Genomic DNA, 12,894 nt, shown 5'->3' on the forward strand with positions numbered 1-12,894 from the left:
GGACGACCCGTCGGGGTCGCGTCCGCCACGCGAGCAGTGATCTCCGGCTGCCGCCGGACGGGTCTGGCCGATGTGATCCGCCGCCCCGTTGGACGCGGGGCGGTGGGCCCCTCCCGGTGGCGGTGTCCCCGCTCCTGGCGCGGAGTCCCCTCCCCCACCGGGATGAAGGGACCATTCTAATCGAGGTCCGGGCGGGGGAGTCTACGGGCGTCACCCCGTTCAGTGCTCGATGATCTTGGAGGGGAAGTCCTCGGCGCGGTCGCCGCGCGGAGCGCCGAGGAACCCGTCGGGCGTATGGTTCCCCACGATCCGGCCGTCGGCCATGAGGACCACGCGGTGGGCGGCCGGGCGGGCGAAGCCCGTCTCGCGCGTGACCACGATCACGGTCATGCCCTCGCCGGCCGGTCGCCGCATGACCTCCAGGGCCTCGACGACGGCCGCCTCTCCCCTGTCCGCGGTGAGCCCGGCGTCCCGCGGGACGTGGAGGTCCCCGAAGTACTTGTCGACGTCACGCGGCTCGGTCGGCGGATCGACGGCCACACCCGTCCCTCCTCGTCCTCAGCCGTGCGGTGGTCGCCGCACCGTATCCGGACAAGATCATTGGAAAGGTGCGACACGCACCTTTCGGGCATTGGCCGTATTTACACCCGTTCACACCGATGTGCACCGACCCGCGGGCCGGGGCCCTCACGCCTCCGCGACCTCCGCGTACAACTGGGACAGCTCGGGCACGCCGCTGGCCGCCCACTCGTGTCCGGCGTCCACGACGTCGAACTCCCGCCCGGAGGCGATCCGTACGACCGGCTGCCCGTCGGCGCGGATCTCCCAGGCGGCCCCCGGCACGGTGCGCACGATGACGGTGCCGAGGTACAGCCCCGCGTCGTTGCCCAGCCAGGCCGAGGCCTCCTCGTCGTCCCGCCAGCGCGGCACCAGTTGGTCCAGCGCCTCCAACGAGGCCGGGGAGTCGTCGAGTCGGACACCCGCCCGGCCGGCCTGGGAGCGCAACAGTTCGCACTCGGCGAGGAGTTCCGCGATGCCCTCGGGATCGGGAAACCCCACCTTCTGGCGCCGGTTGCCCAGGAAAGGGATGTTCATACCTCCAGCCTGTCATTCGTACCGTGCCGCGCACCACAGGCGCGCGGACCCGGACGACGGCCGGCGCCTCCCTACACGTCGAGGTCCACCACGACCGGCGCGTGGTCCGAGGCGCCCTTGCCCTTGCGCTCGTCGCGGTCCACGTAGGAGTCCGTGACCGCCTTGGTGAAGGGCTCGTTGCCGTACACCAGGTCGATGCGCATGCCGCGGTTCTTGGGGAAGGCGAGCTGGCGGTAGTCCCAGTACGTGAAGGGGTGGTCGTACTTGAGGGGGCGCGGGACGACGTCGGAGAGGCCGGTCTCGCGCAGGGAGGCGAGGGCGGCGCGCTCGGCGGCGGTGACGTGGGTGGAGCCCTCGAAGACGGCCCGGTCGAAGACGTCGTCGTCGGTCGGTGCCACGTTGTAGTCGCCCAGGACCGCGAACGGGCGGCCGCCCGCCGCGTCGCCGGCCACGGCGGCCTTGAGCGCCTCGAACCACTGGAGCTTGTACGCGTAGTGGGGGTGGTCCACCTCGCGCCCGTTGGGCACGTACACCGACCAGACGCGGACCGGGCCGCAGGTCGCGGAGACGGCGCGGGGCTCGACGGAGCCGTCGTAGCCGGGGTCGCCCGGCAGGCCCTTGACGACGTCCGTCAGGCCGACGCGGGAGAGCACCGCCACGCCGTTCCACCGGCCGGTGGCGTTCACCGCGGACTCGTAGCCCAGCTCGCGCAGCTCCTCCACCGGGAACCTCTCCTCGGCGACCTTGGCCTCCTGGAGGCACAGCACGTCCGTGCCGCTGCTCTCCAGCCAGGCCAGGAGCCTCGGCAGGCGGGCGGTGATCGAGTTCACGTTCCAGGTCGCGATGCGCATGGTCCACAACCTACCCGGCACCTGTGACAGCGCGAGTCCGCCGCCCGCGGGTCACAGTTCGGCGGAGCCTCCCGGCGCGAGCCGCAGGTGCTCCGAGCCACCGAGCGCGCCGATCTGGCGGTCGTAGATCGGCCGGGCGAGGTCGGTGAGGAGGGCGTCGTGGATGTCGTAGGCGCGCCGCGGCCTCACCTCGCGGACGTAGTCGATGACCTCGGAGATCTTGTTCCAGGGCGCCATGACCGGCAGCATCAGCGTCTCGACCGGCCGGTCGGGGACGGTGAGCGCGTCACCCGGGTGGAAGAGCTTCCCGTCGTCGACGAGGTAGCCGACGTTGGTGACGCGCGGGATGTCGGGGTGGATCACCGCGTGGAGTTCACCGTGGACCTGGACGTCGAAGCCGGCGGCGGTGAAGGTGTCGCCGTGGCCGACGGTGTGCACGCGGCCCGGGAAGGCCGCCGATAGCTGTTCGGCGACCGACCGCAGGGTCCAGATCCCGGCGGCCGGATTCGCCTCCAGGGCCGCCCGCAGCCGGCCCTCGTCGAAGTGGTCGGGGTGCTCGTGCGTGACCAGGACGGCGTCCGCGCCGAGGGCGGCGTCCTCCTCGCTGAACATCCCGGGGTCGAGGACGAGGACGCGTCCGTCCTTCTCCAGGCGGACGCAGGAGTGGGACTTCTTCGTGAGCTTCATGATCCCATTCTGCTCCCGTCCCGTGCACGGCCGCGCGGAGCGCCCCAGGGGCTCACTCCTGGGGCGTGGTCTCCTCGCGGACGACCTGCTGGGCCACCCGGAAGGCGCTGTTCGCCGCCGGGATGCCGCAGTAGACGGCCGTCTGGAGCAGCACCTCCTTGATCTCGTCCGGGGTAAGCCCGTTGCGCAGGGCGGCCCGGGTGTGGAAGGCGAGGTCCTCCAGGTGGCCGCCGGCGACGAGGGCGGTGAGGGTGACGCAGCTACGGGTGCGCCGGTCGAGTCCGGGCCGGTCCCAGACCTCGCCCCAGGCGTAGCGGGTGACGAGCTCCTGGAAGTCGCCCGAGAACGCGTCGGCCTCGGCCAGGATCCGGTCGACGTGCGCGTCGCCCAGCACCTCCCGGCGGACCTTGATGCCGGTGTCGTACGCGTCGGGTCCGCCCTGCGGCTGCTGCGGTGCGGCGGGCGGGGCGATCTCGGCGACGGGCGCGAGCTGCGGCGGGGCGGCGGCCGGCACCGGGTTCACCGCCGCCGCGGGCAGGACGGTCTGCCCGGTGACGGACTCGAAGGCGGGCTGCCAGGCGGTGGAGAAGTGCCGCACCAGCAGGTCGGTGACGGCGGCCGGCTGCTCCACCGGCACCAGGTGGGAGGCGCCGGGCACGACGGCGAGCCGGGCGTCCGGGATCCCGGCGACCAGCGTACGGGCCTCGGCGGGGCCGGTGACCTGGTCCTCGGAGCCGACCAGCACCAGGGTGGGCACGCCGACGCTGCCGAGTCCGGCCCGCACGTCGAACGAGGCGAGCGCCTCGCAGGCGGCGATGTAGCAGCCGGGGTCGGTGGTGCGCACCATCTGCACGGCCCACTCGGTGATCGCGGGCTGGGCGGCGGCGAACCCGCCGGTGAACCAGCGCTCCGGTGAGGAACGGGCGATGGGGTCGAGCCCGTTCGTCCGTACGACGACCCCGCGCCGGCGGAACTCGTCCGCCGTACCGAAGCGGGGCGAGGCGGCGATCAGCGCGAGGGACGCGAGCCGCTCGGGGTGGCGCAGGGCCAGCTCGATCCCGACGGCACCGCCGAGCGCGCAGCCGGCGTAGCCGAAGCGCTGCACGCCGAGGCTCTCGAGGGTGGCGAGCAGCCGCGCGGTGAGTTCGGCGACCGAGCCCGCGGGGTGGGCGGGGGCGCCTCCGTGTCCCGGCAGATCGAACCGGAACACACGCCACTGCTTCGTCAGCTCGGGAACCTGCCGGTCCCACATGTGCCATGTGGTACCCAGTGAGGGACCCAGGATCAGAACCGGAGCGTCTCCCGGCCCGTCAAAGCGGTATTGCAGGGTGTTGGGTGGTGTCTCACTCACGCCCCAGACCCTCTCACGTCTCACGGACGCCCCTGTAACGCGGGGGTGCGGGCAACCGGTCTGACCAGGTTGAAGACCTCGCGGGCGGCATACCGCTCGGGGCATCGGATGATCTCACGTCGGGTCTTGCCCTCCTGGGTGCGGCGTTCGTAGTACGCCTGGGTGCGCGGGTCGTGGCGCAGCCGGGTGAACACGATGCGGTGCAGGGCGGCGTTGGCCCGACGGTCGCCGCCGTGGTTGAGCCGGCGCGTGCGCCACCGGCCGGAGGAGTACTCGATGGGGCTGACTCCGCAAAGGGCGGCAAAGGACGCCTCGGTGTTGAGCCGTTCAGGGTTGTCCCCCATGGTGATCAGCAGGGTGACGGCGCTGTCCGGACCGATGCCCACCGGTACGAGCAGCTGCGGCGCGTGGCGTTCGACGAGCCGGGTCAGACGTTGGTTCAGCTCATTGATCTGCCCGGTGAGCTGCTCGATGCGTTCGGCGAGCATGCGCAGGGTCATATGGGTGGTTTGGGCCACCGCGTCCTCGTCGCCCCCGCCGTCGTGGAGGCCAAGGCGCGCGCAGTTGCGGAACAGCGCGCGGTTGCCCAGGCTCGACAGCCGCTCCCGCGGGGCGGGGTCGGCGATGACCAGAACGGCCTTAAGCTGGTTGATCGCCTGGGTGCGGGCCTTGACCGCCCAACCCTTGGTGAGCTTGTACAAGCGGGCGAACTGCAACGGCGCATCGCACGACTTGGCCCGGGCACGCGCCCGCCCTCTCAGCACCGCCCGGGCCGCGTTCTGGGCATCGCGCGGATCCGACTTGCCGCGCCGGCGACGGTTCGGTCGGGCAGGGCCGGTTCACGTCGTTCCACATCCTGGGCCAGCATGCAGCGGGCCAGGGCCGCCCCGATGGAGCTGGCTTCCGATCCGATGGCTCATCGCGTAGTTGGCACCAACCGCACGGACGGTCAGAACAGTGACGGCGCCTGGTCGGGCACGCCCCTGTCGAGACAGACCCCTCGGCATCAGCAGCGGACCATCACCGGCCAGCGGTCGGCGAGCGGCAGTACGTCGTCGGCGGCGGTTCGTATCGAGCGCTCAGGTCCCGCAGGCAATGGATCATCCTGTCCCGCTCTCCGGGTACCGTCAGGGTATGAGTCATCCGCACCCCGAGCTGAAAGCCGCCCCGCCTCTTCCCGAAGGAGGGCTGCGGGTCGTCGCCCTGGGCGGCCTAGGTGAGATCGGCCGCAACATGACCGTCTTCGAGCACGCCGGCAAACTGCTCATCGTCGACTGCGGCGTGCTGTTCCCCGAGGAGACCCAGCCCGGCGTGGACGTGATCCTGCCGGACTTCACCTCGATCCGGGACCGGCTGGACGACGTCGTGGCCGTGGTGCTCACCCACGGCCACGAGGACCACATCGGCGGCGTGCCGTACCTGCTGCGCGAGCGGCGCGACATTCCCGTCGTCGGCTCCAAGCTGACGCTGGCGTTCCTGGAGGCCAAGCTCAAGGAACACGGCATCCGGCCGCGCACGGTGCGCGTGCGCGAGGGCGACCGGCGCGGCTTCGGGCCCTTCGACTGCGAGTTCGTGGCGGTCAACCACTCCATCCCGGACAGCCTCGCGGTCGCGATCCGCACCCGGGCCGGGATGGTGCTGCACACCGGCGACTTCAAGATGGACCAGTTCCCTCTCGACGACCGCATCACCGATCTGCGCGCCTTCGCCCGCCTCGGCGAGGAGGGCGTGGACCTGTTCCTCACCGACTCCACCAACGCCGAAGTACCCGGCTTCACCACCTCCGAGCGTGAACTGAACCCGGCGATCGAGCAGGTGATGCGCACCGCGCCGCGCCGGGTCATCGTCTCCAGCTTCGCCAGCCATGTGCACCGCATCCAGCAGGTCCTGGACGCCGCACACCAGCACGGCCGCAAGGTCGCCTTCGTCGGCCGGTCGATGGTCCGCAACATGGGCATCGCCCGTGACCTGGGCTATCTGAAGGTCCCCTCCGGTCTGATCGTGAGCACGAAGGAACTGGAGAAGCTCCCGGACCACAAGGTCACCCTGGTGTGCACCGGCTCCCAGGGCGAACCGATGGCCGCGCTGTCCCGGATGGCCAACCGCGACCACATGATCCGCATCGGCAAGGGCGACACCGTCCTGCTCGCCAGCTCCCTCATCCCCGGCAACGAGAACGCCATCTACCGGGTGATCAACGGACTCACCCGGTGGGGCGCCCACGTGGTGCACAAGGGCAACGCCAAGGTGCACGTCTCCGGGCACGCCAGCGCCGGCGAACTCGTCTACTGCTACAACATCGTCCAACCCCGCAACGTCATGCCCGTGCACGGCGAATGGCGCCACCTGCGGGCCAACGGCGACCTCGCCATCCGAACCGGCGTCGACCCCGACCGGGTCGTCATCGCCGAGGACGGCGTCGTCGTCGACCTCGTCGACGGCCGCGCGTCCATCACCGGAAAGGTCCCCGCCGGCAATGTCTACGTGGACGGCATGGAAGTCGGCGGCGCCACCGAAGCATCCCTCAAGGACCGCCTCACCCTCGCGGAGGAAGGCGTCGTCACGGTGGTGGCGATCGTCGACGCGGACACCGGCGCCCTCGCCGAGGCCCCCGACTTCCTGGCCCGCGGCTTCGTCCACGACGACACCACCTTCGAACCGGTCATCCCCGTCATCGAAAAGACCCTGGCCACCGCGGCCCAGGAAGGCGTCGGAGACCCGCGCCAACTCGAACAACTCCTCGCCCGCGCCGTGGCGAACTGGGCCTTCCGCACCCACCGCCGCAAGCCCCTCATCATCCCCGTCATCATCGACGCCTGAGCCACAGCCCGGCAGCACGGTCCCCGTTCCGGTCGTGGCCCCGCCGGCATCGAGGTCGGGCACAGGGTCGGCAGCCGCCCCAGCAGGTCGGGGTGGCACCGCACTCCACATGAGGAGTCATCGAAAACACATGAGTGAGTGGGCGTGGCCCGCCGCATTGTCGTGGTCCTCCGGGAAGGTAGCGGCGGATGTCAGTGCCGTCGGGGCCGGTGTGGACACGGACGAGGTCCGCAAGTGGGTGGACGAGTAGGAGTCCCCGGCCGCCGGGCTGCGTGGGATGGGACGGGCGGCGACCGGCCAGGGGATCGTTCAGTTGTCCGCTGTCGTGGACCTCGCAGACGATCCGGTCGCTCTCGGCCCCGATCCGCAGCGTGTCCGAGCCGGCGCCGTGGACGACGCTGTTGGTGGTCAGCTCCGCCACCGTGCTCAGGAGTCGAGGCTGAGTTCGGCCCAGACCGTTTTGCCGGGGTGACCGGGGGTGACGCCCCAGCGTCGGGCGAGTCGGTCGAGGAGTTGGATGCCAAAGCCGCCGGGCTCGGTGTTCGCGGTGACGCGTTTGCGGGGCCAGCGGTCGCTGGAATCGCTGACGGCTATGTGCAGCCACCGCCCGTTCCAGATGAGCTGGATCAGGGGCGGGCCGGAGCCGTGGCGGATGGCGTTGGTGATCAGTTCCGAGACGAGCAGTTCGGCGGTCTGGATCATCCGGTGCTGGCGCAGCGGGCCGCCGAAACCGTCCACGCAGTCGCGGACCCAGTGCCGGGCGGCCGTGATGCTCGCCGTGACTGCGGGGAAGCGCGTCTCGCAGGATGGGGTGGTCGATTCGCCGTTCACGAGGTTCCTCCAGCGCGGGTGGCTCTGGGCCGCCGCCAACCGGTGCTCTGCGCAGCCGGTGGGAGCCATCTGCCGGGTTACCCATGCCTGCCCGGTGAACCATCTGTGTCTGCCGGGTGACCGGCAGATCCCGCGAAAGTCATCCGCCGGCAGTTCGACGGTGCCGGCGCATGCTGGGTGAGTGCGCTGAAGCCCCCTCGACGCCTTCGGTACCGGGATGGACGACGACACCGCCGTTCTGGCCGTTCCGGCACCCCGCCCCGACGGCGAAGCACAGCTGTGAGCGAGATGCCCGCCGACACCAGGCGCACTCCCTCTGGGCATCACCGTGCTCGTGACCGTCTGGCACCGCCATCAAGGCCGTCGGCTGTTCCTTCCGCCTCACCAACTATTGACGGCACCCTTGTCGTCCTCCGCTGTCGGGGACGCTTGAAATGTTTCAGCCGTCGCCGACACTCCGCTACTGAGCGCGGGCACCGCATCGGCGCGAGGCGGCCAGCTACTGGGATCGCACCACTGATCGGGACGACCGAAAACCAGCCAGGAAACCAGCGATGCCCATGGCCCTGCTGTCTGTCCATGGTCGGCGGGGTCTGATCCGTCGGCGCAGCCTGCCGGCGGGACGGCAGGCTGCGCCGTGTAAACGGATTGCCGCCTTGTGTCAGACCCACGATTCCGTGAGCACGGTGGCTGAGGCGGCGTACGGCCTCGGTGCAGCCCAGTGCGTTGACGCCTTCTGCGACCGCGGTGCCCTGTTCGCCGAGAGCCAGGTCCGAACCGGCACACACGCAGTGAAGGCCCGGTGGAGGCGAATTCCAGGGGTCGTTGCAACACGTGATCACTGACGTGTAGTGGCGAGCAGTTTAGACAGACGCTCGGCTGGGGTTTCCCAGCCGAGCGTCTTGCGTGGGCGGCTGTTGAGTTCGGCCGCGACGGTGTCGAGGTGGTCGCGAGTGTGCCCGGACAAGCTGCTGCCCTTGGGGAAGTACTGCCGCAAAAGGCCGTTCGTGTTCTCGTTCGAGCCTCGCTGCCAGGGGCTGCCGGGGTCGCAGAAGTAGACCGGCATGTCCGTGGCGATACTGAAGGCGTGATGGGCGGCCATCTCGGCACCCTGGTCCCAGGTCAGGGACCGTTTCAGGTGAGGCGGAAGAGTCTGGACCGTGTCGACCAGGGCCTGGCGGACGGCGGCAGCTCCGTGGCCGTTGGGAAGGTGCACCAGCATCAGGTAGCGAGTGCTGCGTTCGACCAGGGTGGCGATGGCGGAACGGGAGCTGCTGCCGATGATGAGGTCGCCCTCCCAGTGGCCCGGGACGGCTCGGTCAGCGGCCTCAGCGGGCCGCTCGCTGATCATGACCATCGGGTGGGGGAACCGCTTCCTGCGGCGTGCCGAGTGGCGATGAGGCCGGCGCACGGCGCGTCCCGTGCGCAGGGCGCGGGTCAGTTCCCGCTTCAGTTCACCGCGGCCCTGGACGTAGAGCGCCTGGTAGATCGTCTCGTGAACCACGTGCATCTCCGGCCGGTCGGGGAAGCGCCTGCGCAGAGCGTGGCAGATCTGCTCGGGACTCCAGCGCAGGGTCAGGTGAAGCTGGACGAAGTCCCGGAGCTCCGGGTTCTGGCCGATCTTGCCGATCTTCGGCCGAGGCCGACGCCGGACCGCTCGCCGATGGGCCGCATGCGGTCGGTAGTACCACTGGCCGCTGGGCAGGACCGTGCGGTTGCGGCGGATCTCCCGGCTGATCGTGGACGGACTGCGTCCCAGCTCGGCAGCGATCGTACGGACGGATGCCTTCTCCCGGAGGCGGTCGGCTATGTGGATCCGGTCCGCCTCGCGCAGGTAGCGCGAAGGAGCGTCGTCGGGCTCCTGGGCGGCCGTCGGGTCCAGGTCCTCGGTGTAGCGCCACGGCCCCGTTTCCACGAGGGGCGGTGCCGCCTTGTTCTTCCCGGACGCCTGCCGGCCGTTACGCCATCGCCTGCCCGTCCGGTCGTTGATGCCAACGATCCGGCAGGCGTCCAGATGAGAGGTTCCTTGATCCACGAGCAGAAGGTATGTCTCCCGCTCGCGGCTCAACTTCTTCGGCCCTTGTGGCCGTCGATCCGCCCGGACCTCGAAGTCCATCGCATCCCCTGAGCTGGGGTGTTGCGACGACCACTAGAACTCAAGGATCGGCCGGGCCTTCACATTTGAGTAGCGGGGACAGGATTTGAACCTGCGACCTCTGGGTTATGAGCCCAGCGAGCTACCGAGCTGCTCCACCCCGCGTCGGTACGGTGAACTGTACGGCACCGATCGGAATCGACCCAATCGACTTTCGCATGCGCTCGTCGCGCTGGTCGTCATCCGCCTGTGAACAAACAAGCAGACTCGTCGGACGAGCTAGCACCCCCGGAAGCTCCCCGTCGAGACCGCACACCCACAGTCATGCACATGGCCGCCTGTCCATGCAGCGCCGGAGGAGGACGCCATGCCCACTGCGGCGTCCGAGCGTCGGTTCGCCCAGGGGGACTCGGTGGTGTCCGGAGGAAGGCCGCCGCATCGCCGACGTCTTGCTCGGCAGGATTGATGTCCAGGGTGGTGATCTCGTCGCCGGTTACCTTCACCGCGCAGGAAGAGGGTGCTGCGGAACCCGCCACGACAACTTCGTCGGCGTACGGGAAGGGGGCGACGGTCGCGAAGACGGGTCGGGCGTCGCAGACGGTGACGCGGTACCCGAGTAAGCATGCGGCCTGGCTGAAGTCGACGGCGCCGAAGGTTGGCATACGGGGCGGAGCAGCATGCAGGGGAACGAGGACTGAGAGCTTCTCGGGGCAGCTGTCAGGGTCCCCTCCGGTATCGATCACGGCGTGCTCGGATTCCCTGAACGTGTGTGTTGCCGCTGATGGTCGAGCACGTCGTGGCCCCGCCATTCCCTCATGTCTTCCGCCTCGCACACGGGGCGCCTACCATCGCAGGTCAACTGAAGACCGCTGTCTCGCCTTCTCTCGCTCCTCTGTCCCTACCCTGCCCCACCAAGCGCCGCATCCCGGAAAACAGCCGGCTTGCAGACAGGACTGCGGCGGATTTCAAGCAGGGGGACGCCCAGGGACCGCCCCGCCCGTCCCGGAGCAACACGCGGCAACGTGTGTGACAAGCGGCGCGAGCCCGAACCCGGCGCGGTCAGTAGGTGGCGAGGGAGATGGCGGCGTAGTGCGCGGTGAACGCTGCCACGGTCAGGGCATGGAAGACCTCGTGATAGCCGAACCAGCGGGGTGAGGGGTCGGGCCGCTGCAGGGCGTAGACGACCGCGCCCGCGCTGTACAGGAGACCGCCGACAACGACCAGGACGACTACTGCTGCTCCGCCGGTGTGCAGGAAGTCGGGAAGGTAGGCCACCGGCGCCCAGCCCAGGGCCAGGTAGCACGGGGTGTACAGCCAGCGCGGAGCTCCGACCCACAGGACCCGGAACACGATGCCGGCCAACGCTCCCGTCCAGACGATCCACAGCAGCACGGACCGCTGCTCGGGCGGGAGGAGGAGCACGGCCAGGGGGGTGCAGGTGCCGGCGATGATCAGGAAGATGTTGGCGTGGTCGAGGCGTCGCAGAAGAGCCTCGCCGAGCGGTCCCCAGGTGCCACGGTGGTAGATGGCGCTCGTCGCGAACAGCAGCCAGGCGGTGACCGAGTACACGGCGCAGGCCAGGACCGCCTGGGGAGTACCGGCCAGGCAGATGAGTACGACGCCCGCGATCAGTGCGGCGGGGACCATTCCGGCATGGAGCCAGCCACGCAATTTCGGCTTGACCGGTTCGGCCAGGTCGGCCACCCGCTCCACCAGAGCAATAACCGAGTGAGCCCCCTTCCCCGCCTGGTCGCCTGGTGATTCGTCGGGTAGCCCGTCTGCACGGCGCTCCGCACGCGCTGACACGACGTGACCACATTCGACTTCGGCGGCGTCGCGGGACACAGCTTCTCGTCCTCCCCCGGGCTCCTGGGCGTCACTGGCAACCATGCGGTCATGCTAGAAAACTTCACCTGGACACATGGCGGGAGGTCGGTCCAGAACAGAGCCACGTCGCCGGGCCTGAGCCGGTTCGCCACCGTGGGAACTCCTGCCCCCGTTGACCTACCGCCAATTGGGCCTGCCGAAGCCGAGTAGAACGGCTGGTCCTGGGAATGATCAGGGCTTACGAACGGGCATCTCCGCTCGCCTACGCGCAAGGATCGCCGATGCTTCCTGAGGTCCGCCCTTACGTATCCACCGCGCTCGCAGACCAGTTGGAACACCAACTGGACCTGGCTCCGCATCTCGAGGCGGGCCAGCTCGATGTGGAGGGCGTCGCCGGCGTCGCAGTGGTCGCAGCCGCCCACTCCGATGGCTATGCGGCCACCGGCCATCTCCTCGGGCTGCTGGCCGCGCTGCCTGCCCCCACCGCGACAGGAGAGCACTTCTGGTCGGACCTGTGGAGGTCTTCGGGCACCGCGTACCTGCTGCCCGTCAACATCAAGGATCCGGTGCTGCGTTCGCTGGCAGGAGAGGGAACTGCCCTGGCCCGGCAGATCCTCTCGGCCGTCGATGAGATGACTCCGCCCCAGCGTTCCGCGGCCGGGGAGGTGATCGGTCAGGCCCTTGTCGAGTCCGACCATCTGCCCGACCTCAAGACACAGGTCATCGGAGAACTGTGGCTCCGAGATCTCGAGCTCACCGCCTGGCGCGTCCTGCACGCAGACCGTAGGTCGGACGATCCGGCTGGACGGAAAGCCTTCCTCGACGCCTGGACGAGCGTCTGAGCAGTCTGCTCCTCCGAGCTGCACGGTAGCCGCGCCAGACACGCGGCTCCCGTGCCCGACGACGCTTGCAGCGACTGAGGTCAGGAAGGTTCAAGCCGAAGTGGCAGCGGCCCCGGGCCTCCACAGATCAGGGGACCTCGCAGCCATTGCTGCGCGGCCCCCTGATCCTGCACCGGCCCGGCGCGACAGCAGGCAGGGCCTGCACGGGCGGCGGCCACCTGACGCGGCGTGCGCGATCCCTCGGGCAGGGCTGCGAGGTCAGACCAGGTTGATGTTCTCGGCCTGCGGACCTTTCTGGCCCTGGGTGACATCGAACGTCACGGCCTGGCCCTCCTGGAGCTCACGGAAGCCCGAGGAGTTGATCGCGGAGTAGTGCGCGAAGACATCCGGGCCGCCGCCGTCCTGGGCGATGAAGCCGAAGCCCTTCTCCGCGTTGAACCACTTCACAGTTCCCGTTGCCATGCCTCATGCCTTCCGGTCGATGAACGCCTCCCA

The 12,894-nt window shown here is 69.6% G+C and carries 13 protein-coding genes and 1 tRNA gene; 2 read left to right on the forward strand and 12 right to left on the reverse strand.

Going from position 1 to position 12,894, the window contains the following annotated elements; translation table 11 throughout:
• Nucleotides 1-219 precede the first annotated feature (219 nt).
• The 6 genes from ACF1DX_RS09065 to ACF1DX_RS09090 all read right to left on the reverse strand — a co-directional run bounded on the left by ACF1DX_RS09065 (nucleotide 220) and on the right by ACF1DX_RS09090 (nucleotide 4,700).
• On the reverse strand, nucleotides 220-540 hold the full coding sequence (locus ACF1DX_RS09065; protein WP_391790540.1) for a hypothetical protein: 321 nt from the start codon (nucleotides 538-540) through the stop codon (nucleotides 220-222).
• Between the two features lie 147 nt (nucleotides 541-687).
• Nucleotides 688-1,095 (reverse strand): DUF6278 family protein, encoded by a 408-nt coding sequence (locus ACF1DX_RS09070; protein ID WP_391790541.1) that lies wholly within the window; start codon nucleotides 1,093-1,095, stop codon nucleotides 688-690.
• Between the two features lie 71 nt (nucleotides 1,096-1,166).
• Complete coding sequence (locus ACF1DX_RS09075; RefSeq protein ID WP_391790542.1) at nucleotides 1,167-1,946, reverse strand: exodeoxyribonuclease III; 780 nt, start codon at nucleotides 1,944-1,946, stop codon at nucleotides 1,167-1,169.
• 51 nt (nucleotides 1,947-1,997) lie between these two features.
• Entirely contained in the window at nucleotides 1,998-2,633 is a 636-nt protein-coding gene (locus ACF1DX_RS09080; RefSeq protein ID WP_391790543.1) for an MBL fold metallo-hydrolase, read from the reverse strand.
• Nucleotides 2,634-2,685: 52 nt separating this feature from the next.
• Nucleotides 2,686-3,984: a 4-carboxymuconolactone decarboxylase gene (pcaC, locus tag ACF1DX_RS09085; RefSeq protein ID WP_391790544.1), complete on the reverse strand. Its 1,299-nt coding sequence runs from the start codon at nucleotides 3,982-3,984 to the stop codon at nucleotides 2,686-2,688.
• Nucleotides 3,985-4,004: 20 nt separating this feature from the next.
• Complete coding sequence (locus tag ACF1DX_RS09090; RefSeq protein WP_391790545.1) at nucleotides 4,005-4,700, reverse strand: transposase; 696 nt, start codon at nucleotides 4,698-4,700, stop codon at nucleotides 4,005-4,007.
• Nucleotides 4,701-5,118: 418 nt separating this feature from the next.
• Here ACF1DX_RS09090 and ACF1DX_RS09095 point away from each other — a divergent pair, with 418 nt between their 5' ends.
• Complete coding sequence (locus tag ACF1DX_RS09095; protein ID WP_391790546.1) at nucleotides 5,119-6,804, forward strand: ribonuclease J; 1,686 nt, start codon at nucleotides 5,119-5,121, stop codon at nucleotides 6,802-6,804.
• Here the strand turns inward: ACF1DX_RS09095 and ACF1DX_RS09100 are convergent.
• The 5 genes from ACF1DX_RS09100 to ACF1DX_RS09120 all read right to left on the reverse strand — a co-directional run bounded on the left by ACF1DX_RS09100 (nucleotide 6,791) and on the right by ACF1DX_RS09120 (nucleotide 11,443).
• Entirely contained in the window at nucleotides 6,791-7,225 is a 435-nt protein-coding gene (locus ACF1DX_RS09100; RefSeq protein ID WP_391790547.1) for an ATP-binding protein, read from the reverse strand. The two genes, ACF1DX_RS09095 and ACF1DX_RS09100, sit on opposite strands and share 14 nt — an antisense overlap.
• A 5-nt stretch (nucleotides 7,226-7,230) precedes the next feature.
• Nucleotides 7,231-7,635 carry an ATP-binding protein gene (locus ACF1DX_RS09105; RefSeq protein WP_391790548.1) on the reverse strand — a complete coding sequence of 135 codons (405 nt, stop codon included), beginning with the start codon at nucleotides 7,633-7,635 and terminating at the stop codon, nucleotides 7,231-7,233.
• A gap of 838 nt (nucleotides 7,636-8,473) precedes the next feature.
• Complete coding sequence (locus tag ACF1DX_RS09110; protein ID WP_391790549.1) at nucleotides 8,474-9,751, reverse strand: IS30 family transposase; 1,278 nt, start codon at nucleotides 9,749-9,751, stop codon at nucleotides 8,474-8,476.
• A 70-nt stretch (nucleotides 9,752-9,821) separates the two neighbouring features.
• Nucleotides 9,822-9,895: transfer RNA gene (locus tag ACF1DX_RS09115), tRNA-Met, on the reverse strand.
• 894 nt (nucleotides 9,896-10,789) lie between these two features.
• The gene (locus ACF1DX_RS09120; RefSeq protein ID WP_391790550.1) at nucleotides 10,790-11,443 is read right to left on the reverse strand and encodes a hemolysin III family protein; all 654 of its coding nucleotides are present in this window, start codon (nucleotides 11,441-11,443) and stop codon (nucleotides 10,790-10,792) included.
• A 395-nt stretch (nucleotides 11,444-11,838) separates the two neighbouring features.
• On the opposite strand from ACF1DX_RS09120, the gene ACF1DX_RS09125 reads away from it, so the two are divergent.
• Complete coding sequence (locus tag ACF1DX_RS09125; protein ID WP_391790551.1) at nucleotides 11,839-12,399, forward strand: hypothetical protein; 561 nt, start codon at nucleotides 11,839-11,841, stop codon at nucleotides 12,397-12,399.
• Nucleotides 12,400-12,657: 258 nt separating this feature from the next.
• Here ACF1DX_RS09125 and ACF1DX_RS09130 read toward each other — a convergent pair whose 3' ends face one another.
• The gene (locus tag ACF1DX_RS09130) at nucleotides 12,658-12,861 is read right to left on the reverse strand and encodes a cold-shock protein (RefSeq protein WP_006143223.1); all 204 of its coding nucleotides are present in this window, start codon (nucleotides 12,859-12,861) and stop codon (nucleotides 12,658-12,660) included.
• Nucleotides 12,862-12,894: the final 33 nt, after the last annotated feature.

The organism is Streptomyces sp. NPDC014676 (assembly GCF_043084105.1).
GTDB lineage: Bacteria > Actinomycetota > Actinomycetes > Streptomycetales > Streptomycetaceae > Streptomyces.

Coding starts and splice junctions, on each gene's coding strand:
- ACF1DX_RS09070 (WP_391790541.1), bottom strand. CDS start 1,095: ATGAACATCCCTTTCCTGGGCAACCGGCGCCAGAAGGTGGGGTTTCCC.
- ACF1DX_RS09075 (WP_391790542.1), bottom strand. CDS start 1,946: ATGCGCATCGCGACCTGGAACGTGAACTCGATCACCGCCCGCCTGCCG.
- ACF1DX_RS09080 (WP_391790543.1), bottom strand. CDS start 2,633: ATGAAGCTCACGAAGAAGTCCCACTCCTGCGTCCGCCTGGAGAAGGAC.
- ACF1DX_RS09095 (WP_391790546.1), top strand. CDS start 5,119: ATGAGTCATCCGCACCCCGAGCTGAAAGCCGCCCCGCCTCTTCCCGAA.
- ACF1DX_RS09110 (WP_391790549.1), bottom strand. CDS start 9,751: ATGGACTTCGAGGTCCGGGCGGATCGACGGCCACAAGGGCCGAAGAAG.
- ACF1DX_RS09125 (WP_391790551.1), top strand. CDS start 11,839: ATGCTTCCTGAGGTCCGCCCTTACGTATCCACCGCGCTCGCAGACCAG.
- ACF1DX_RS09130 (WP_006143223.1), bottom strand. CDS start 12,861: ATGGCAACGGGAACTGTGAAGTGGTTCAACGCGGAGAAGGGCTTCGGC.